Below are 21070 nucleotides of genomic sequence, written 5' to 3'. Positions count from 1 at the left end.
ATCAAGTCTTTAGCTAAAAGCCTCATTAATTACACATTGCCAGCATTTTTTCATAATGCACCTCATCAACCGCTCGAATTAGTGCCAGCACATCGGTAAGAATAGCCTTAGACTCACTCAAAATGGATAGATCATGTTCAGGCTCACTGATGCCTGGTAGATGTGAGTAACTATGAGTAAAGCGTATAATTCGAGCTTTCTTGCCGGTATCAAAGTTCACTATTGCCTCTAGCTGTTTATTAAAATCACCAGCTTTGTCTGGTAACTTAAAAGCCAATACCGTCTCGAGTAATCTACGCGCAACGTTTGCCGTACTGTAATAGGCAGCTAATTCTGCACCATCTGGCAATTTGCTTGCGTCTACGATTGTTTTGAAAAGATAGTGATACTCAGATTCGTATTTGCTTAGCAGTGGATCAAGTATTGTTAAGTAAGCCGTCCGGCCATCACTGCCAACATCAGCTTTTAGCATATATTTGTTTGCTGACGTGTACTTAAACCAATTAGTCACCTGTCTGAAAAAAGTGAAATTATGAGTAAGAACAAAAACCTGGCCGGCATCTTTAATACGGGCTTTCATAAAACCAAATGCACTGTAAATTGAGTTCGCATCAAGGCTGGATATGGGGTCATCGATTACAACGACACCTTGTTGCAGGTTAAAACTACTATCTTGCAGTGATTTCAAAAAATAGATAAACGATATGGCTGTGCGTTCCCCCTCACTCAGGTGCAACGCTGGTTGCCCATTTCGGGTAATATTGTAGCCACCTGCATGGGTTGTAAATTTCAGCTCCTCGCGGCCAAGGTAGGAAATCAAATCATTGGTTAATTCATCAGCTGCAGCAGAGTGCTGACGTATTTCTATATTGAGTTGTTTCACCGTTTTTGATGCTTCAGATATATCAATGGTTACAGCCAACATTTGTGACTCTAAACTCTCTATCTCGTCTTGCTGTTTACTGAAGCTTTCAAACGCTTTGTTCACTTCATCAATTTCTAAAGCTTGTCTCGCTTGTCGCTGGGCCAAAGCAAACTTTTCACAATGCTGGTTATGCTGCTGGATTAAGCTCCGAATATTTTCAAAAGCATTTTTACCAACTGCCGCACTGAATGCACTGCCAGCAGTGGTGACAATTTCAAAAAAGGTTTTTAACTTTGATGTATCTTGGCGTTCGCCATTACCACCGACCAGAAAATCTCTAAGCTCGAGTTTCTTAAATGGGTTAGCAGCCTTTGTTTCAAGTGCTTTCACAATATTGCCCAGCATAGTTGATACCATGTAGGTTTGCTGTTTTAAGCTCTGGAATTCACTGTCATAGTTGGCTATTAAATGTTCGTGCAAGAGCTGTTTATCCGGAAGCGGCAATTTTTCAATAAACGATTTGGTAGCTTTTACCTCGTGAAGCAAAGCACTAATTTCAACCTGAAAGCGCTCAAAGGCATCATTAAAGTGCGCTTCAAGTTGCTGAAGCCGCTGCGGTTCAATTATCTGATTACAAAAACCACATGTGTCTTTTTGCTGCTCACCAGTGTGCAGGTGTAAGCCCGTGCGAACCCACACAGATAATTCAGGATTCTCGGTTAGCTCTGCAAGCGTTGCAGCCACAACCGTTTTGCCTAATACCTGGTCGACCTGATGGTTTAAATCAATAAAGTCCGGGTAATTTGTTGATGGAACGGCTATCGGCTCTTTTGCTGACGCAGACTTTATCGATGTGAATTTATCTACATCTGTACTGCTTAAACGCGGATGAGGTGCAACAAATAACCCCGAGGCACTCTGCTTGAACCTTGCCGCATTATAGGTATTAAACTCACTGCCTTGAGCGGTTAATAGGTTTTTGATTGCCCTGGCTTGGTCAGCACAAAACGATTCAAAACGCTTAACTGCAGCACTCTGCCGCCCAGCCAGCTCTGTTTTTTGCTTTTCTAACTCAATTACCTTAGCTTGTAACTGTTCAATCTGCGCTTGCTTCTCAGCACTATCCTCACCAAGATAATAAACCGGCGGCAAGCTACCTTGGCTGGATTCAAACACCGATCTGGCGACAGTATCCCGATTAAATACCCTCACAGCAGGCGTTTGTTCATTAGCAATGTTGGTTGATGAAACAATCCTTTGGTCAATCAACCATTCAACACGTCCTTCGGGCATTATCTGTTTGGTCTGCAGATACGAGAACAATCCCGAAAGCGTTGTTTTACCTACACCATTCCAACCGTAAATCAGGTTAAAACGCGCAAAATTTGGTAACGCTTCAGGCCAGGTGAAGTCTCTAAAAATTCGGTACCGCTCAATCCTTGTAATACGCTTAATTTGCATTAGCTAACCTCCGCCAAAGCTGCTTCTGCCTCAGGCAAACGTAACTGGCCAGAGATTAGGCGGGGAAGTAAGGTATCGCGCACAGTTGAAAGTGTTTGAACACTTGTTCGATTCTGGTGAATCTTTTCAAAGATTGGCTTAACAAACTCTGAGAAAGCTTGAGTCACTGGTTTTGCGGGTTCAATAATTGCAATTTCTCGTAACGCTTTTAAAGACAGATACTTTTGAGTAGTCCCTGCCATTCGAGCTTCGAGATAGTGTTTCATCTCTTTTGAACTAAGCAACAAGTAAATGTAGCTAGCAAATTCGGGGCGCTTAGATGTTTTAAATAATCCAATATTCTTAATAGCGAAGTCAGTAGATTCGTTAAGTACAAAGGCAGTTGCCCCCACAGTTCCAATCATTGTTATGAGTACATCAAGATGATCAACCTTACTTCGTTTTGATATATCGAGGTAATCAGCTTCACTAATTAGATATGCGCCATCAAAAAGCAATTCGCCGCTGGTAATATGTTTTGAGGTTAGTAGTGGGTAACCAGTTTCAGAAGTTTTGGGGGATGCATGCGTACCATCTCTAACGTCAATAATGTCACTACATTTCTTAACCTCCCACCCCTCTGGTATTAACCCCTGCGGGGATTCCACCAAGCGAGAGGGAAATAGCGCTTGGATCTCGGCTGGCAGGCTGGGGGCTTGCGCGCCAGCATTAGCGTGCACCGGGTCAAAATCGACAAACCAGGATTTAAACAGCGCTTGGGCGATGGCTTCTAAGATGGCGTTGGTTTCGCGCAGCAGGACGATTCGTTCGTCAAATGCTCCCAATACCTGCGCGATTTCATTCTGAATCTCAATCGGTGGTAGTGGTATCACAAAAGATTCAATATGAGCCTTTGTAATAGCACGTCGTGAACCACCTGCATTGAAAGACTCGATGTAACTTTTAATTGTTGGGTGGGTAAGGTAACTCGCAATATATCCAGGTGATGCAACAGATTTATCAAGTCGAATAATAGATACGTGCTGATTTACACATGCGGGAAGCACCTTCGAAGGTACGAGACAAGCTCTACCAAAAGTGACTCCATCCCCTGTAATATTCAAAAGAATGTCTTCTTCTTCTAGCCATACGCCCTTTAAAGCCTCAGCTTGTAAATCAGAAATAAACGCCAAACCTGTTTCAGAAAATTCACGATCATAAACGTTTTGACTACGTACTAATGCAAAACTGATACGTGCTTTAAGGTAAGCTGCTTGCCCTCCTTTTGGTGTTGCACCCGACCCGATTTTCTGTGTTAAGTCTTTTAGTTTCGCTAACCGCCAAGACTCTGGAAATGGTAAGGGAGAAATCAGCACATCTTCAGAACTCATATCCCAGTCCTCCTAACTTCTGGCGGATTAACTGGTCTAGCTCGGCGCCTTTGGCCATTTGCTCACCGAGTTTTTCGGTTAGCATGGTCATTTTATCGGCAAAGGCTTCATCGCAATCTTCTACTGCTTCCGCACCAACATAGCGGCCTGGCGTTAATACATGGCCATGTTCAGCAATTTCGCTAAGCGGCACGCTGCGGCAAAAGCCCGGAATATCTATGTAACCTTGCTCAAAGCCTTCAATGCCAGTCATATCCTCACCGCGCCAGGCTTTGGCGGTGTTAGCGATGCGGTTAATGGCTTTTTGGTCCAGCTCGCTTTGTACACGACTGATCATCCTGCCCAGTTTGCGCGCGTCGATAAATAGCACTTCACCTTTACGCTGCTGTTTTTGTTTAACTAAAAACCATAAACAGGCCGGTATTTGGGTGTTAAAGAATAGTTGGCCCGGTAGCGCTACCATTACCTCTACTACATCGGCATCGACCATGGCGCGGCGTATATCGCCTTCGCTGTTCTGGCTGGAACTCATAGAGCCATTAGCCAGTACTATGCCGGCGCGGCCGGTGGGTTTTAAGTGATACAACATATGTTGCAGCCAGGCGTAGTTAGCATTGCCCTGTGGTGGTGCGCCATATACCCAGCGCGGGTCGCCTTCCAAGCTGCCATGCCACCAGTCGCTGATATTAAACGGCGGATTAGCCAGGATGTAGTCGGCGCGTAAATCGCGGTGCTGGTTTTTGGTAAAGGTGTCGCCAGGCTCTTTGCCTAAGTTAAAGTCGATACCACGAATGGCCAGGTTCATCGCCGCCAGGCGCCAGGTCGTCGGGTTAGACTCCTGGCCGTAAATGGATACATCGCCAAGCTTACCGCCGTGTGCTTCAATAAACTTTTCCGATTGTACAAACATGCCGCCACTGCCGCAGCACGGGTCATACACCTTGCCATGATGCGGGTCCAGCACGTTCACCAGGGTATTAACAATAGATTGCGGCGTATAAAACTGGCCGCCTTTTTTACCCTCGGCACTGGCAAACTGGCCTAAAAAGTACTCGTACACCTGGCCTAAAATATCGCGTGCTTTGCTTTGGTCTTCACCAAAACCGATGGTAGAGACAAGGTCTACCAACTCGCCCAGCTTACCGTCAGGGAGTGGCGCGCGGGCGTAGCGTTTATCTAAAATGTTTTTTAAGGTGGGGTTTTCCAGCTCTATTGCGGCAAGCGCGTCATCAATGCGTTTGCCGATATCAGTTTGCTTGGCGTTAGCGCGCAGTGCTTCCCAACGCGCGCTCTCCGGCACCCAGAACACATTCACCATTTTAAAGTAATCACGATCTTCAAGCTCAGCAGTCAGAGCGTCCTCGCTGGCATCAGCAAAATACAGTTCATCGCTTGGATCTTGCAGACGTTTTAACAGCTCGCTGCGCCGGCCGGCGAAGGAATCTGAAATAAACTTTAAGAAAATTAAGCCCAGCACTAAGTGCTTGTACTCAGCCGCATCGACGTTTGCACGTAGCTTATCGGCGGTAGCCCAGAGTGTTTTTTTGATGTCTTGCAGCATACAGCGGAGTGTCCTTTTAACGCGCATCGCACGCGTTTTGATGTTATGTAACGCAGTTGGCACAGAGCCTGACAGGTGATGTGCGCTAATTTAACGCATTTGGCAATATCGAGCTAGTTGAAGTGGGTAATACAGGCAGCTTTTGGATGTTAGCAAGAGGGATTCACTCATGCCATCCATGGCATTCGCCCTTCGGGTGGCTGAGCCATGCAAAACGGCTATCCTGCCGTTTTGTCGAACCGAAGGGTTCTCATCAAATCCTCGATCTCTGCCGCATAAATGACAAAGGCCCACGCTTTTGGCGTGGGCCTTTGTCATTTATCTGGCGGAGAGAGAGGGATTCGAACCCTCGTTAGGGGTTAACCTAAACACACTTTCCAGGCGTGCGCCTTCAGCCACTCAGCCATCTCTCCGGAACTTGCGTTGCAAGCGCGGCTATACTAGGGAAATTCACCGCGCGCTGCAACTGTTATATGCAGTAGTACTTTGTTTATGCCTGCTTTTTATACATATCCGGCCAAAAGTCTATCAGGCGTTGCCTTTTACCTGCTTTCTCAAATCAGCAGCAAAGCCCAGCATACGGTTTAACGGTATCAGGGCTTTTTCACGCTGCGCGGCATCAACAAAGATCTCATGGCCGTTAGTGTCGGTCAGGGCCGCCTCAATCGCTTTTAAGCCGTTCATTGCCATCCAGGGGCAATGGGCACAGCTGCGGCAAGTAGCGCCGTTACCGCCGGTTGGCGCCTCAATAAAGGTTTTGCCGGGCATCTGCTGTTGCATCTTATAAAAGATGCCCTTATCAGTGGCGACAATAAAGGTGTCGTTAGGCAGCGTTTGGCTGGCTTTAATCAGTTGGCTGGTAGAACCTACAGCGTCTGCTAACTGTACTACGCTGTCAGGCGATTCCGGGTGCACCAGCACTGCGGCATCAGGGTACTGTTTTTTCAGCTCAATAAGCGCTTTGGCTTTAAATTCATCGTGGACGATACAGGCGGCATTCCACAGCAACATATCAGCGCCGGTTTGCTTTTGTACCCAGGCGCCCAGGTGCTTATCCGGCCCCCAGAGGATTTTTTTACCCTGGCTGTCCAGATAATCCACCACATCCAATGCAATCGATGATGTTACCACCCAGTCGGCGCGGGCTTTTACTGCAGCAGAGGTATTGGCATATACCACTACGACACGATCAGGATGCGCATCGCAAAAGGCTGAGAACGGCTCTGCCGGGCAGCCTAAATCCAGCGAGCAGGTAGCATCCAGCGTGGGCATTAATACCGTTTTGTTAGGGGTAAGAATCTTGGCGGTTTCGCCCATAAACTTTACCCCGGCAACGATCAATGTTTTCGCCGGATGTTCATTACCAAAACGAGCCATTTCTAAAGAGTCTGACACACAGCCGCCGGTTTCTTCAGCCAACGCCTGTATCTCCGGATCAGTATAATAATGTGCTACCAACACAGCGTCTTTTTGCTGTAACAGGGTTTTGATACGGTCTTTATAGGCTTGCTTTTCGTCACCGCTCAGAGGCAGTGGCTTTTTCGGAAAGGCAAAGTCTTGCTCTGTGAAATACAACGTCTGTTCCATAGGGCTTACCTGCTGACTTTAAAGGGCGGCTATTATAGCGCTGCGAATTAAGAAAATACAGTATGGCGGCATGGTGGGTCATGATGGATTCGAACCATCGACCAACGGATTAAAAGTCCGCTGCTCTACCAGCTGAGCTAATGACCCATGCAGGAAAAACGGAGAAAATTGGTGGGTCATGATGGATTCGAACCATCGACCAACGGATTAAAAGTCCGCTGCTCTACCAGCTGAGCTAATGACCCAAACAGGGATATCGAAGTGGTGGGTCATGATGAATTCGAATCATCGACCAACGGATTAAAAGTCCGCTGCTCTACCAGCTGAGCTAATGACCCATTTCGATATCAAAGTTTGCGCGGTTGGTGGGTCATGATGAATTCGAATCATCGACCAACGGATTAAAAGTCCGCTGCTCTACCAGCTGAGCTAATGACCCTAACCGCGGACGCATATCTTACTGATTTACGGCTTTTGTGCAACCAAAAAGTGTTAAAAACCACGCCTATGTGGTCTGACTGCTCAAAATGCCAGCGTTTAGAGGTGTTAAAGCTTGCAGAAAAAACCCGGCCTAAGCCGGGTTTGTATTATTTAAGTGCGTTGATTCTATCCTGCGCCAGCTTCGCTGAAGTAGCGTTGGGCTGTTTTTCCAGCAGCTGGCGATAATATCGCAGTGCTGTATTTTTGTCGTTCTCGCGCTCTGCCACCTGCCCTAGTTTTAATAAGGCGTCAGCTACTTTACCGGAATCCGGGAAGTTCTTTACTACCCGTTCAAAATGCGTCTTTGCTTTAGCCAGTTCATTATTGTTAAATAACAACTGTCCCAGCCAATAATGTGCGTTAGGCGCATAGCCTGAATCAGGGTAATTCTTGATAAAGCTTTCGAACTCAGGAATTGCTGCGTCATAGCGGCGATCTTTCAGAACCATGTTTACCGCTTTATCATAGGCTTCATTTTCTGAAACATCAGATGAATACACTGCAGCCCCCGCAGCAGGTGCTGAGGTATTAGCAGGTATGGTCGGTATATTGGCAGACGGCGTTGTCTGTATAGCACTGACACGCCGGTCTATCTCCTGATAGATATCGCGCTGACGCTGCAGGATTTCGTCAAGCTGATACGTATGTGTTTCAGTTACTCCACGCAGCTCGCTGACTTCGTCCAGTAGCGATTGTAACTGTTGTGCCATGCGAAGCTGTGCATCTGACCTTGCTTCAACAATACGTTCAAGCGCAGTTAAGCGTTGTTCTATTGAACCCGCAGGCTGAGCCTGTTGAGTAGTGTTAATAGCAGTTCGGTTGCGGTTAATATCAGTAACCGGCGCCGGATTTGCGATAGCACTGGCGTGAGCCAGTGTTATCGCTGTAAGCAGAGTATATTTCACTGTCATGCGTATCAATGTAGTAATGAGTCTGGATTAGTAGACTAACACTGCACGACGGTTTTTAGCAAAGCCTGCTTCGGTACGTGATGTATCAGCTGGCTTTTCTTCACCGTAGCTTACAGTTGAGATTTGGCCGGCAGAAACACCCAGGTTTTGCAGATACTGTACTACAGAAATAGCACGACGCTCGCCCAGGGCGATGTTGTATTCTGGCGTGCCGCGCTCGTCAGTGTGGCCTTCAATAGTAACGCGAACACTTGGGTTAGCTGTTAAAAAAGCACCGTGAGCTTGCAGTACTTCAATGAACTCAGGACGTACAGTCGCTTTGTCAAAATCGAAGTAAACTGTATTTTCCTGACGCAGAGCTTCCAGCTTCTGGCGTAACTGCTCAGCAGGGCTTACTGTTTGGCTGGCAGTATCAACTTGCACAGTCTCGCGGCCAACACCAGAGGTATCAGCATCAGATGCGTCAGTTGAAGAAGTTGAGCTACAAGCAGCCATGGTCAGCACTGGTAATGCAATCAATAAACCTTTTAACACTTTATTTAATTTCATGATGTTGTCCTTAGTATTTAAATGTAATAACGCTTTTCTTTTATAAAAACGGCGACCACGACGGAGATTTAACTTGCCCTTCTACCGCCGGCAGACGCGCTTTAAAACGGCCGTCCATAGAAACCAGTGCTAACACCTGCGAAGAACCATGAGTGGTACTATAAATAATCATAGAACCATTTGGCGCCACGCTGGGTGACTCGTCCAGATTTGTTTTTGTTAACACTTGCATAAAGCGGGTCTGACGATCCATTTTTGCAATGTGATACTGCCCTCTGGTGCGATTCACCATTACAACCGAATTTCCATCCGGAGTGTAAGAGCCCGCCAGATTCATTTCACCTTCAAAGGTTAAACGTCTGGTTGCACCCGTTAACAAATTTACGCTATAAAGTTGCGGATTGCCACCTCGCTCCGAACTAAATAGCAGCTCCTTACCATCAGGTGCCCACGACGGTTCAGTGTCGATAGCACGATGATTTGTTACCCGCGTTAATGCCTTGGTAGCTACTTCCATCACGTAGATTTCTGCATTACCGTCTTTCGACAGTACCATGGCTAAACGCTTCCCGTCCGGCGACCATGTTGGCGCACCGTTAATACCCGGTGAACTGCTTAACATAGTGCGGCGTCCGCTATAAATATCCTGAATATAAATCTGTGACTGGCGTTTCTCAAATGTTACATAGGCCAATTTGGTACCATCAGGTGACCAGCTTGGCGACATTAACGGCTCTTTCGAGCGTAATAACACTTGCTCATTTGCACCATCATAATCAGCAACAACCAACTGATATGGGAACTGCTGGTTGCGATTTACTAATACATACGCAATTTTGGTTAAAAACGCTCCGCGTTCACCGGTCAGCTTTTCATATACTATGTCGCTGATACGATGGGCATACTGACGGAACTGGCTGCCATTAATGGTGGTTTCACGGCTATCAAGAATATGAGCATTACTGCCGGTTAAACGGCCAGCATTTAATGATTGCCTGTCTGCGCTGTTACTACCCTTTAAAACATCAACTAATTCAAAACTAACAGTATAACGGTCAATACCTATTTCTGTTATCTGGCCAATAACAATAGCCTCAACACCTTCACGTGCCCAGGCAGCGTAATCAATTTGTGCTGAAGTTGGTGGCCGCTGCGGCATTTTTATACTGGCCAACGGGCTAAATTTGCCGCTGCGCATCAGGTCAGCCGCAATCACTTCATCTATACGCTCTTTAGGTAAATTAGCACCTTTAAAAGTAAATGGCAGTATTGCAATTGGCCGGGCAGAGTCGATACCCTCGGTAATTACAATTTCTAAAGATGCCTGAGCAACTGTACTTAACATCAGCGATATAATAACAACTGCATTTCTGAACAATTTAAACATAATCAAAATTCTGGACTCACCGTTAAGTTAATGTCTTTCAACTGGTTATACACATCCGGGTCTGGCGACACAGGTAAAGTACCTGCACGGTTTACAGCCCGCACAGCGGCGTCACATACTGTTTTGTCACCGTTGATAACACCAACATTAGTAACAAAACCATTACTCGCTAAGCGAATATTTATCCGGCACGACCGGCCACGCATACTTTCATCAACCAACAAATTGCGCTGCACCGCATCGCGGATCAGCGCAGTATAACGCTGCACTTCGGTCGCGGCCTGCCTTGCTCTGGCAGCTGAACGGGCCTGAGCTTCTTTAGCCAACTGTTCCTGCATAGCTCTTTCCTGCTCGGCACGTTCTTTAGCTTCTGCAGCCTGACGGGCACGCTCCGCAGCCGCTTTCTCTGCAGCTTCCTGCTCAGCTTTACGTTTTTGCTCTGCGGCCTTGGCCGCCTCTTCCGCTTTTTTCCGCTCTTGTTCTTTCGCTATTCTGGCCTGCTCCGCTTCACGCGCTTTAGCAGCTTCCTGCTCCTGCTGTCTTTTCGCATCTGCAGCGGCAGCCCGGGACCGTTGTGCTTCTTCATCGGCCTGACGTTTCTCAGCAGCTACCCGCTTTAAACGTGCCTCTTCTTCGGCACGATTTCTTTCTGCCTGCTGGGCCCGGCGCTCCAAATCACGAATACGTTTTTCTTCAGCAGCCCGGGCGTTGTCACGCTCCTGCTGCATTTGTTGCACCCGGTTGTTTAACTGCTGTTGATCTATCGCTACGGCTTCAATTGGTGCTTTGCCTTCAGATTCCTGGCTAACACTCACCATCTCAGGTGTACTGGAAAAATCTGCACCAAAAATCAGCACTATCACTATAGCCAAATGCAGGCCAAGCGACTTCGCGAGTTGTGGATCTATTGCAACAGCCATTTTAATTTGAATCCACGTTATCTGTCATCAGGCCTACAGAAGGCGCACCAGCACCTTTAAGCACATTGATCAGGCGGATAACAGCATCATAACTAACTTTACGATCACCCTTTACTATCACTTGCGTACCCGGCTCTATTTTCAGCCAACTGGCTACTTCCACCGTTAACTCAGCCGCAGTAAATGGACCCTGCTGTTTGCCATCTTTCTCAAAATAGTACAAGCCGTCCTGATCTACTGTGGCGACAAGTGGTGTTTTACCGTCTTGCATTTGCTTTATAGGCTCTGCTGCTGATTTAGGTAATTCTACCTTCACACCCTGAGTAATCAACGGCGTGGTCACCATAAAAATGACCAATAGCACCAACATAACATCGATATAGGGCACTACGTTTATTTCAGCCTTCAAACGACGTTTTTTACGTACATACATCAGGCAGCTTCTCCGCCGTTAGATACAGCCTGCCGGTGCAGAATATTGGCAAACTCTTCAACAAAGTTGGCATAGCTACTTTCCAGCACTTCTACCTGATGTGAAAATTTGTTGTAGGCAATTACCGCAGGAATTGCAGCAAATAAACCAATTGCCGTAGCAATAAGTGCTTCGGCAATACCCGGCGCTACCATTGCAAGCGTAGCTTGCTCTACGGCACCTAAAGCAATAAATGAGTTCATAATACCCCATACTGTGCCGAACAGGCCGATATAAGGGCTGATAGAACCAACCGTGGCTAAAAACGGTAAATGCATTTCCAACCGCTCTACCTCGCGCGATAAACCAACCCGCATTGCGCGTTGCGTACCTTCCATTACTGCTGCAGGTTGCCGGCTGTTGGTTTTATGCAGGCGGGCAAACTCTTTAAAACCGGCTTTAAACAGGGTTTCTAAACCATTGTTGGATGCTCTGGCGCTGACTTCATTATATAATTTAGCTAAGTCAACTCCCGACCAGAACTTATCTTCAAACTTCTTTGCTTCAACCACAGCTTCACTTAAGGCTTTACGGCGGCGGAAAATCATAGTCCATGACATTACTGACATTGCCAGTAAAATCAGCATAACCAGTTGCACAACAAAACTGGCTTCGATCAACAAACTTAAAATAGAAATTTCACCTGCCACGCGCTAACACCTCTGACACTTTGGCCGGAAAAGCCCTGGCCTTCATCTCCTGTAATGAAATACAGGCTACTTTAATACGTGCTGAACAGATTAACTCTGCCGCACCATTATGAATATTTTGCTCAAAAACCATACTAGCTTGCTTTAAGGTACTGATTTGGCTAGACACCGTCAATAATTCATTAAATCTCGCTGGCTTTTTGTTATCCATTAAAACTTGTGTAACAACAAAAGCGACATTATTTGACAATAATAAATCCTGTTCAATACCCAGGGCGCGCAACCACTCGGTGCGCGCTCGTTCAAAAAATTTTAAATAATTAGCATAATATACTATTCCCCCTGCATCGGTATCTTCATAGTACACACGCACAGGGAATGTAAAGACTGTTTCTGACATGAGCATTCGCTTTAATTGCTGCATATGATAAGTAAGCCGGGACACTAACTCAATTGCCTGACAAGCAGAACGGCAACTATATTTTTCTTCACCAGCTACTTGTAATTTTCATTTGTTTCTGTTGACCCATGTAACGTTGTGAGGTTCCGTAAAAATACATTTTTTATACCTCATTTAGCCCTATATGCCAGACACACTTAATCCAACATCCACCTATGGAAACCTGATAAAAAGTAATGTGCTGTATCTTCCACGCTGAAGATTAACCCCAGATGAACAGTGCACTTGCGAGGAAGCCATTCCAAAGGTTGGCTAAATTTAACGCGAAGTCACTTTTGCCAGGCATTAGTTTTTCTAATACCTTGGCGCTAAATTTTCTCGTTTGAAGTAATTACTCGAAATCCTTATTATTACGCCTGTGTTCTGAGCTAGCGCAAAAGTGAGGCAAGAAGTTACCGCACTTTAGTGAAGATCATTTGGCAGCGAGATTTGTGTTATTACCAAATTTTGTTGCTGCTTAAGCATGTTCCCTGGATTTTTTGAAGCACTCCTTCAACTTGTTGCATTGCCCGCTCCCTGAGCGGGCTTTTTTTTTATCCGCGCTCCTGGTTGGAGCTGCAGTGTTGTTGGCTGCATTCGCTCATTCTAATCACATAGGAAACTATGTTCATGGGGTCGCGCTGGCGTTTCAGCTCGCTCATTTGCCGCCTAACTACAGCTTAAACTGGTTAGGGAATGTTAATTTACTAATCTGTTTGCGGTAAATCGAAACCAAAATGCTGATACGCCCGTGGCGAGGCAATACGGCCACGCGGCGTACGCTGAATAAAACCCTGCTGAATTAAGAACGGTTCTATCACATCTTCAATAGTATCTTTTTCTTCGCCAATGGCGGCGGCTAAGTTATCTAAACCAACCGGGCCCCCCATAAACTTTTCAATAATCGCCAGCAAAAGCTTACGGTCCATATAGTCGAAGCCTTCGGCATCAACATCTACCATTAACAGTGCCTGTGCGGCTATGTCTACCGTTACCTCACCATTGGCTTTAACCTGGGCATAATCGCGCACACGGCGTAGTAACCGGTTAGCGATACGGGGCGTACCGCGCGAACGTCTGGCAATTTCTGCCGCACCGGCTTCGTCTAACACTAAATTAAGAAAATGTGCTGATCGCAGAATAATCTGCGTTAACTCGGCCACTTTATAAAACTCCAGCCGCTGCACTATGCCAAAGCGATCGCGTAGCGGTGAGGTTAAGGCTCCGGCACGGGTAGTCGCGCCAACCAGGGTAAACGGCGGTAAATCCAGTTTTATGGAGCGCGCCGCTGGGCCCTCGCCTATCATGATATCGAGTTGATAGTCTTCCATCGCCGGATAAAGAATTTCTTCCACTACCGGGCTTAAGCGGTGGATCTCGTCAATAAACAACACATCGTTTGGCTCAAGGTTGGTAAGTAGCGCCGCTAAGTCACCGGCTTTTTCCAGCACCGGGCCCGAGGTGGTTTTAATATTTACGCCCATTTCATTGGCCACGATCATCGCCAGTGTAGTTTTACCCAAACCCGGCGGGCCAAAAATCAGCAGGTGGTCCAGCGGATCCCCCCTGCCACGGGCGGCCTCAATGAAAATGGCCATCTGCTGGCAAACATGCTCTTGTCCGGTGTAGTCGGCCAGGGTTTTGGGCCTTATCGCGCGGTCAATTACCTCGTCTTCGCGGGTGGCACTGGTTTGAATTAAACGATCAGCTTCTATCATGGCTTACATCATGCTCCGCAGCGCTGCTTTAATAAGCTGTTCACTGCTCATTCCGCTTTGTTTAGTCTTTTGTACAGCTTTATCAGCTTGCAGCTGGCTGTAACCCAGCGATACCAAGGCACTGGCAGCATCTTGCTCTGCACTTTGCTCAGGGCTGAAAATCGCTTGATCATCTTGTAGCACTAAGCCATCGGTAACCGGGGTGCTGGGCGCTATGCCCCAGTCTTTTAACCGGTCACGCATTTCTACCACTAAACGCTCTGCCGTTTTTTTGCCCACTCCCGGCAACTTCACCAGGGTGCTGACATCATCAAGTTGGACACAGCGCACAAATTGCTGCGCGGTCATACCGGATAATATCGTCAGCGCTAATTTGGGACCAACTCCGTTGGCTTTAATCAGTTGACGAAACAGCGCTCGCTCAGCCTGATTAACAAAGCCGTATAACAGCTGCGCATCTTCGCGTACAACAAAATGGGTATAAATAGTGGCTTCTACACCTATAGCCGGTAGCTGATAAAAACTGGTCAGCGGCAGCTGAACCTCATAGCCGACACCTGCCACTTCTATTAATAAGTCCGGCGCCTGCTTTTCCAGCAGAATACCGCGTAAACGTCCAATCATAAGGTCTGCTTATAGAATAAGGTGATAAATCTGCCTAGCGTAACCTGCCACGTACGGTTTTACGCGCTTGGCCAGCCAAACTGATTAAACTCTGTTGAGTATGCCCATGACACAGGGCGACTGCAAGCGCATCAGCGGCGTCGGCCTGCGGGTTAGCCGGTAATTTGAGTAAGGTGCGTACCATATGCTGTACCTGGGCTTTGTCAGCGGCGCCGGTGCCAACCACTGATTGCTTGACCTGACGCGCTGAGTATTCGTACACCTCAAGCCCGGCATGTTTGGCGGCGACAATAGCCGCACCACGCGCCTGCCCCAGTTTTAACGCAGAGTCGGCATTGCGCGCCATAAACACCTGCTCAATAGCAAAAATAGTCGGCCTTGTCTGGCTGATAATTTCGCTGACGCCATTGAAAATATCCAGCAAGCGCTCAGGCAGTAAATCAGTGGTGGTAAGCCGGATACAGCCGCTGGCGACATACTCAAATTTCATGCCTACCTGGCGCACAACACCATAACCGGTTAAGCGGCTGCCGGGGTCAATGCCCAGAATAATGTTCACTGCTGCGCCACGCTTAACCGTGCTCAACCATCAGTTCGTCACTGATATCGGCATTGTGATACACATTTTGCACGTCATCTGAGTCTTCCAACTGATCAAGTAGTTTAAAAAACGCCGCCACATGATCCGCATCCACCTCAGCGCGGGTGGCCGGTATTAAGGTTACTTCGCTACTATCCGGCATAAAACCGCCAGCTATCAGCGCGTCTTTCACGTCATTAAACTGCTCTGCTGCTGTCAGCACTTCAAAGCTGCCATCTTCATGGCTTAGGATATCTTCGGCACCGGCATTCAGTGCCGCTTCCATCAGGCTGTCTTCATCCATGCCGGGGGCAAACACTAACACGCCACGGCGGCTGAACAAATAGGCTACTGAGCCGCTGGTGCCCAGACTGCCGCCTGCTTTAGTAAAAGCATGGCGTACATCAGCTACGGTACGTTTATGGTTGTCGGTCATGGTTTCAACAATTACCGCCACACCGTTCGGGCCATAGCCTTCGTACACCAACTCTTCGTAGTTTTCGCCCTCGCTGGCACCGGCACCGCGCTTTATGGCGCGGTCTATGGTATCGCGGGTCATATTTTCTGACAGGGCTTTATCTACCGCCAAACGCAGCCGCGGGTTAGCGCTGATATCAGGGTTTAAGCGGGCAGCAACAGTTAACTCGCGGATAATTTTGGTGAAAATTTTATTTTTCTTCGCATCCTGACGGGCTTTGCGATGCTTCATGTTCGCCCATTTACTATGGCCGGCCATCAGTTACTCCTTAGTTGTGGCAGCAAAATTGCTGCCACGGTATTGCAGGTAAAATGGTAAAACTTATTCTGCTTTAGCTAGCACAGCTATGCCAAGCTCAGCCAGCTGCGCCGGGTTAGCGGCGCCGGGGGCGTCGGTTAACGGGCAGGCGGCCGTGGCGGTTTTAGGGAATGCCATCACATCACGAATTGACGTGGCACCGGTCATTAACATCACCAGTCGGTCCAGGCCAAAAGCCAAACCGGCATGCGGTGGCGCACCATATTTTAACGCTTCAAGCAGGAAGCCGAATTTCTCTGCCGCCTCTTCATCGCTAATCCCCAACAAGGTGAATACTTTCGCCTGTACTTCAGCAGTATGAATACGCACCGAACCGCCACCCAGCTCGGTACCGTTTAATACCATATCGTAGGCATTAGATAACAACTTACCCAGCTCAAGTTCACTATTGGCGGTATTTAAAAACGCCGCCGTATCCAGCGGTGAAGTAAAGGGGTGATGCACAGCAGAGAAGCTGCCATCGTCGTTTTCTTCAAACATCGGGAAGTCCACCACCCACAGGGGCTTCCAGCCAGGCTGGGTAATGCCTAAATCTTCGCCCAGCTTTAAACGCAGCGCGCCCATGGCTTCACACACCACTTTGTAGCTGTCGGCACCGAAGAAAATTAAATCGCCGTTGTTGGCACCAGTACGCGCAATAATAGTGCTGATAATATCCGGTGTTAAAAACTTGGCTACCGGCGATTGTACGCCATCCGCACCTGCGGTTACATCGTTGACCTTCATCCAGGCTAAGCCTTTGGCGCCATAGATGCCAACAAAGCTGGTGTAGTTATCAATATCTTTACGCGATACTTTTTCGGCAGCGCCCGGTACTTTTAGCGCCACTACGCGGCCTTTGGCATCATTGGCCGGGCCAGAGAATACTTTAAATTCAACGTCTTTGAGTAAGTCGGCCACATCGACAAACTGCATCGGGTTACGCAGGTCCGGCTTGTCTGAACCATAAAGCCGCATCGCTTCCCAGTATGGCATGCGTGGCATCTTGCCTAAATCGACGCCCAGCAACTGGTTAAACATCTGTTGCACCATTTGCTCAGTCACTTCCATGACCTGCTCTGCGCTCATAAACGAGGTTTCAATATCAATCTGGGTGAATTCCGGCTGGCGATCAGCACGTAAATCTTCATCGCGGAAACATTTTACAATTTGATAGTAACGATCCAGACCTGACATCATCAGTAATTGTTTAAACAATTGCGGCGATTGCGGCAACGCAAAAAACTGGCCTTTGTGCGTACGGCTGGGCACTAAGTAATCGCGTGCGCCTTCCGGCGTTGCCTTGGTCAGAATAGGGGTTTCAACATCCATAAAGCCATGGCTGTCCATAAAGTTACGCACAAAGCTGGTAACGCGGGCGCGAAACTTTAACCTATCGCTCATCAATGGCCGGCGCAGGTCAAGGTAACGGTACTTTAAGCGCTGCTCTTCACTGTTGTTCTGGTTGGAGTCCAGCGGTAATGGCGCGGCTTTATTAAGAATAACCAGATCGCTGGCATACACTTCCACTTCGCCGGTAGCCATATCTTTGTTAATTTGCGAGTCAGGCCGGGCCCGCACCTGACCTTTAATCTGAATACAGAATTCATTGCGCAGTGTATAGGCAACGTCAAACAGGTCTTTTAAATCGGGGTCACAAACAACCTGCACCATGCCCTCACGGTCGCGCAGGTCTAAGAAAATCAAACCACCCAGATCGCGGCGCCGGTTAACCCAGCCGCATAAAGACACTTGTTGCCCAACATGTTGTGCGGTTAATAAACCGCAATAATGGCTACGCATTAAACCTTCCTTCTACCTTGCTAATCAGCGGCACTAAAATGACGGCTAATTATATAGAAATGACGCCTAATGTCACTGCCCGCTTACGAAAACACCGCCCGGGAAAAACAGTACTGGTTTTTACCCTGCTGCTTAACCCGGTACATCAGGCTGTCGGCTACTTTCAGCAGTTTGGCACTGCCGGTACCATCATCCGGATAAATAGCAATACCAATGCTGGCACCCACCCTAACTTCACCTACCGAAAGGGTTACCGGCTGGCTTAGCTGATGCAGCATTTTTTCTGCCACTATAGCGGCATCTTCCCGGCTAAGCAGGCCGGTAAGTAACACCACAAATTCATCGCCGCCAAAACGGGCAACGGTATCGCTTTTTCTGACTGCATCTTTGAGCACCAAAGCAAGTTTCAGCAGCAGTTCATCGCCTACATCATGGCCATACAGATCGTTTACTTCTTTAAAACCATCCAGATCGATAAATAACAAGGCCAGAATCTCATTGTGCCGGGCATGTTGCAACAAAGCCTGCTCTATCCGCTCTTTAATCAGCCCGCGATTAGGAAGCTGCGTTAAATCGTCATGTGTGGCCATAAAACGCATTTTTTGTTCGGCTTGCCGGCGCAGCCGTACTTCTTTGCGCAACGACAAATTCCAGATCACAAAAAATGTCAGCAATGCTAATGCGGCGCCACCAATTTGCCACATCATGCGGTTAAATTGAGCTTTGTTAATGCCCTGCGTTATCTGAAAGCTAAACCATTTTTGATACAACTGTTGCCGCTCTGCCTGGCCGATGCTACGCAGCCCTTTGTTGAGGATCTCTATTAATGGCTGGTAGTCATTGCGTACCGCAATCAACGATGGGTACGACGGTAAATCATCCAGCACCTGCACGCGCAAATACATATAACCGGTTTGGCGCAACATTTCGCTGGCAGCTTCGACAGAGTCGATAACAAAATCAACTTCATGCTGCAGCAAAAGATCCAGTGCACGGCGCAGGTCAACAACAGGCTTTACATCAATTTGTGGATAAACATCATTAAGATGTTTAGCTAATTGATAGTCTTTATATATTGCCACCCGCTTGCCGTTCAGATCAGAGGTAGTGACCACAGTCGCCACGTCTCCCCGGCTGATAGCCGCCCATTGTATTGACCAGAACTCGTCACTGAATACCGCATAACTTTTGCGATCCTCCCGCATTGAAACGTTAGCAATAAGATCGAGCTTTTTCTGCTGTAAATCGGCCAGCATAACGTCGAACTGGCTATAAACGCTGATATCAAAATCAATGTTCATCCGCTGGCTGAGCAAATTAAACATATCAACGGTAACACCGGCCGGATTGCCATCTGTGTCTATAAACTCCATTGGTGCCCAGTCATTTAGCATACCAACACGTAGCTTATTATGGTTGCTCAGCCAATCGGCTTCTTTAAGCGATAGCGGTACTTTGTCGCGAAATGCCGCAAAATAATATTGCGCCCGGTCTGTGATCCAACGCTGTTCTGCCTGTATCAGCGTATCCAGCTTCAATGCGGTAAAACCTTGCCGGATATGCTCTGCCAACTCTGGTTTATCCGCTCTGACCAGGCTGTACAGCGGCGAACTGACACTGCTTGACTCCAGCCGGTTAAAACTGTCCCAGACATTTAATTGCTGTAAGCGCATCGGCATAGTGGCAGCGGCCCCAAAAAAGCCCAGCAGTTCTAAACGCAGAGAAGCGTCCAGCATCTCATTTAGGGTACGATACCTGACAAACTCCAGCAGCGGGTAACGCAGCTGTAATTCCGCCACATAAGGCGCATTTTCAAACACCCCCACTTTACCGGTACTGGTTTCATCTAACTGTTTCAGCTGCAATTTTGCCGGGCTGAAAAGTTCTGAATTAAAACTGTATAGCTGATGCGCATCCAGCAGATTGTCGGGCAACCCTTTGTTGTCAGGAAAAGCGACCACTACGTCAATGCGGCCTTTTTGCAGGTTGCTCAGATTATTGAATGAGGTGTCTGGTACAAAAGCGATTTTTGTACCGGTTTGTTCAGACCACTGTTGCCACATATCAACAAAAAGCCCCTGCGCTTCGCCCTGCAACGAGACATGCATATATGGCTGGTTATCAATAGACACACCAAGCAGTAACGTATCCTGCTCAGCAGGTGTTCCCAGCCAGCGTCTTTCCAACTCATCAATAAAGTTACGGTCAAGCCGCGCAGTAGCCGCAGCCAACTGTTGTGCCAACTGCTGATTGGCAGGCATCACAGCATATACCAGCTCCATCTTGCGTAACGCAATACGGCGGAACAAAGGAAACTTACGATTAAGCTCTTCATAGCGGGGATCATAAGTAGGAAGCCGGTCCAGACCGGTAAAAGCAGCAACCTTTCCATCCAAAGCGGCCTGATACAACGCAGTAATATTAGGAAAATACATAAAGTTGCCCTGCGGCAACTGTTGTTTTAGCGCCGTCAGATGGCCGGTATTTTCTACCACTCCGATAACGAAGGGCTGCAGATCTGCTAAGGAATTAACACCGGTTAAATCGCGCATTACATAGACATTACTAAATGCGTCCACATTAAGCTCTGTAAGCTTAAACATAGCTTTACGTTCCGGCGTGCTGGCCATAGCCCCATGTAATTGCACATCGCCTTGTTGCAGCAGCTTTAATGTGTCTGGCCAATCGGCAGCAATAAAGTCTATCTGAATGTTTTCCCGGCGCCCCACTTCGCGCCAGTAATCAACCGCCAGCCCGGCAACCTCGCCTTCAGTATTGATAAACATATAAGGATACGTGTCTGCACTTAATGCCACCTGTAACCTTGCCGGCAAGCCGGTTGCAGACGCATAAGTATGTGCCAGCGAGAACATCAGCAACAAAGCGAAGATAGATTTACCAATCATTATGTTATGCTT

Annotated in this window: 17 protein-coding genes and 5 tRNA genes; all 22 read right to left on the bottom strand. The window is 47.6% G+C overall.

Going from position 1 to position 21070, the window contains the following annotated elements; all coding sequences use genetic code 11:
- Positions 1-25: 25 nt before the first annotated feature.
- Positions 26-2326: an AAA family ATPase gene (locus tag J3B89_RS08255; protein WP_215397071.1), complete on the bottom strand. Its 2301-nt coding sequence runs from the start codon at positions 2324-2326 to the stop codon at positions 26-28.
- On the bottom strand, positions 2326-3696 hold the full coding sequence (locus J3B89_RS08250; protein ID WP_215397070.1) for a restriction endonuclease subunit S: 1371 nt from the start codon (positions 3694-3696) through the stop codon (positions 2326-2328). The genes J3B89_RS08255 and J3B89_RS08250 overlap by 1 nt, the downstream gene beginning before the upstream one ends.
- Entirely contained in the window at positions 3686-5257 is a 1572-nt protein-coding gene (locus tag J3B89_RS08245; protein WP_215397069.1) for a class I SAM-dependent DNA methyltransferase, read from the bottom strand. The genes J3B89_RS08250 and J3B89_RS08245 overlap by 11 nt, the downstream gene beginning before the upstream one ends.
- A gap of 323 nt (positions 5258-5580) precedes the next feature.
- A tRNA-Ser gene (locus J3B89_RS08240) sits at positions 5581-5670 on the bottom strand.
- A 115-nt stretch (positions 5671-5785) separates the two neighbouring features.
- Positions 5786-6844: a quinolinate synthase NadA gene (gene nadA / locus J3B89_RS08235; RefSeq protein ID WP_215397068.1), complete on the bottom strand. Its 1059-nt coding sequence runs from the start codon at positions 6842-6844 to the stop codon at positions 5786-5788.
- 71 nt (positions 6845-6915) lie between these two features.
- Positions 6916-6991: transfer RNA gene (locus tag J3B89_RS08230), tRNA-Lys, on the bottom strand.
- Positions 6992-7013: 22 nt separating this feature from the next.
- Positions 7014-7089 (bottom strand) — tRNA-Lys (locus tag J3B89_RS08225).
- A gap of 17 nt (positions 7090-7106) precedes the next feature.
- Positions 7107-7182: transfer RNA gene (locus tag J3B89_RS08220), tRNA-Lys, on the bottom strand.
- A gap of 25 nt (positions 7183-7207) precedes the next feature.
- Positions 7208-7283, bottom strand: a tRNA-Lys gene (locus tag J3B89_RS08215).
- 148 nt (positions 7284-7431) lie between these two features.
- Entirely contained in the window at positions 7432-8235 is an 804-nt protein-coding gene (ybgF, locus tag J3B89_RS08210; RefSeq protein WP_215397067.1) for a tol-pal system protein YbgF, read from the bottom strand.
- Positions 8236-8262: 27 nt separating this feature from the next.
- The gene (pal, locus tag J3B89_RS08205; protein ID WP_215397066.1) at positions 8263-8784 is read right to left on the bottom strand and encodes a peptidoglycan-associated lipoprotein Pal; all 522 of its coding nucleotides are present in this window, start codon (positions 8782-8784) and stop codon (positions 8263-8265) included.
- A gap of 40 nt (positions 8785-8824) precedes the next feature.
- Positions 8825-10171: a Tol-Pal system beta propeller repeat protein TolB gene (tolB, locus tag J3B89_RS08200; protein ID WP_215397065.1), complete on the bottom strand. Its 1347-nt coding sequence runs from the start codon at positions 10169-10171 to the stop codon at positions 8825-8827.
- Positions 10172-10173: 2 nt separating this feature from the next.
- Positions 10174-11091: a cell envelope integrity protein TolA gene (gene tolA / locus J3B89_RS08195; protein WP_215397064.1), complete on the bottom strand. Its 918-nt coding sequence runs from the start codon at positions 11089-11091 to the stop codon at positions 10174-10176.
- A 1-nt stretch (position 11092) separates the two neighbouring features.
- Complete coding sequence (gene tolR, locus J3B89_RS08190) at positions 11093-11524, bottom strand: protein TolR (protein WP_068229639.1); 432 nt, start codon at positions 11522-11524, stop codon at positions 11093-11095.
- Positions 11524-12213 (bottom strand): protein TolQ, encoded by a 690-nt coding sequence (gene tolQ / locus J3B89_RS08185; RefSeq protein ID WP_349814204.1) that lies wholly within the window; start codon positions 12211-12213, stop codon positions 11524-11526. The genes tolR and tolQ overlap by 1 nt, the downstream gene beginning before the upstream one ends.
- Positions 12203-12613: a tol-pal system-associated acyl-CoA thioesterase gene (gene ybgC / locus J3B89_RS08180; protein WP_215397063.1), complete on the bottom strand. Its 411-nt coding sequence runs from the start codon at positions 12611-12613 to the stop codon at positions 12203-12205. The genes tolQ and ybgC overlap by 11 nt, the downstream gene beginning before the upstream one ends.
- 746 nt (positions 12614-13359) lie before the next feature.
- Complete coding sequence (ruvB, locus tag J3B89_RS08175) at positions 13360-14370, bottom strand: Holliday junction branch migration DNA helicase RuvB (protein WP_215397062.1); 1011 nt, start codon at positions 14368-14370, stop codon at positions 13360-13362.
- Between the two features lie 3 nt (positions 14371-14373).
- Positions 14374-14994, bottom strand: a complete 621-nt coding sequence (gene ruvA, locus J3B89_RS08170; RefSeq protein ID WP_215397061.1) for a Holliday junction branch migration protein RuvA — start codon at positions 14992-14994, stop codon at positions 14374-14376.
- Between the two features lie 34 nt (positions 14995-15028).
- The gene (gene ruvC, locus J3B89_RS08165) at positions 15029-15553 is read right to left on the bottom strand and encodes a crossover junction endodeoxyribonuclease RuvC (protein ID WP_215397060.1); all 525 of its coding nucleotides are present in this window, start codon (positions 15551-15553) and stop codon (positions 15029-15031) included.
- Between the two features lie 13 nt (positions 15554-15566).
- On the bottom strand, positions 15567-16310 hold the full coding sequence (locus J3B89_RS08160; RefSeq protein WP_215397059.1) for a YebC/PmpR family DNA-binding transcriptional regulator: 744 nt from the start codon (positions 16308-16310) through the stop codon (positions 15567-15569).
- 63 nt (positions 16311-16373) lie between these two features.
- Positions 16374-18152, bottom strand: coding sequence for an aspartate--tRNA ligase (aspS, locus tag J3B89_RS08155; protein ID WP_215397058.1), 1779 nt, complete (start codon positions 18150-18152; stop codon positions 16374-16376).
- Between the two features lie 83 nt (positions 18153-18235).
- Positions 18236-21058 (bottom strand): transporter substrate-binding domain-containing protein, encoded by a 2823-nt coding sequence (locus tag J3B89_RS08150; protein ID WP_215397057.1) that lies wholly within the window; start codon positions 21056-21058, stop codon positions 18236-18238.
- Positions 21059-21070: the final 12 nt, after the last annotated feature.

It is taken from the genome of Rheinheimera oceanensis (assembly GCF_018831085.1).
GTDB lineage: Bacteria > Pseudomonadota > Gammaproteobacteria > Enterobacterales > Alteromonadaceae > Alishewanella > Alishewanella oceanensis.
This window is presented reverse-complemented; position numbering and strand designations above follow the sequence as displayed.

Bases quoted from the DNA above. Each gene is read 5' to 3' on its own strand.
- ruvB (WP_215397062.1), bottom strand. From the start codon at position 14,370: ATGATAGAAGCTGATCGTTTAATTCAAACCAGTGCCACCCGCGAAGAC.
- J3B89_RS08255 (WP_215397071.1), bottom strand. From the start codon at position 2,326: ATGCAAATTAAGCGTATTACAAGGATTGAGCGGTACCGAATTTTTAGA.
- aspS (WP_215397058.1), bottom strand. From the start codon at position 18,152: ATGCGTAGCCATTATTGCGGTTTATTAACCGCACAACATGTTGGGCAA.
- nadA (WP_215397068.1), bottom strand. From the start codon at position 6,844: ATGGAACAGACGTTGTATTTCACAGAGCAAGACTTTGCCTTTCCGAAA.
- tolA (WP_215397064.1), bottom strand. From the start codon at position 11,091: ATGGCTGTTGCAATAGATCCACAACTCGCGAAGTCGCTTGGCCTGCAT.
- ybgC (WP_215397063.1), bottom strand. From the start codon at position 12,613: ATGTCAGAAACAGTCTTTACATTCCCTGTGCGTGTGTACTATGAAGAT.
- J3B89_RS08160 (WP_215397059.1), bottom strand. From the start codon at position 16,310: ATGGCCGGCCATAGTAAATGGGCGAACATGAAGCATCGCAAAGCCCGT.
- tolB (WP_215397065.1), bottom strand. From the start codon at position 10,171: ATGTTTAAATTGTTCAGAAATGCAGTTGTTATTATATCGCTGATGTTA.
- ruvA (WP_215397061.1), bottom strand. From the start codon at position 14,994: ATGATTGGACGTTTACGCGGTATTCTGCTGGAAAAGCAGGCGCCGGAC.
- J3B89_RS08245 (WP_215397069.1), bottom strand. From the start codon at position 5,257: ATGCTGCAAGACATCAAAAAAACACTCTGGGCTACCGCCGATAAGCTA.
- tolR (WP_068229639.1), bottom strand. From the start codon at position 11,524: ATGTATGTACGTAAAAAACGTCGTTTGAAGGCTGAAATAAACGTAGTG.
- J3B89_RS08150 (WP_215397057.1), bottom strand. From the start codon at position 21,058: ATGATTGGTAAATCTATCTTCGCTTTGTTGCTGATGTTCTCGCTGGCA.
- J3B89_RS08250 (WP_215397070.1), bottom strand. From the start codon at position 3,696: ATGAGTTCTGAAGATGTGCTGATTTCTCCCTTACCATTTCCAGAGTCT.
- ybgF (WP_215397067.1), bottom strand. From the start codon at position 8,235: ATGACAGTGAAATATACTCTGCTTACAGCGATAACACTGGCTCACGCC.
- pal (WP_215397066.1), bottom strand. From the start codon at position 8,784: ATGAAATTAAATAAAGTGTTAAAAGGTTTATTGATTGCATTACCAGTG.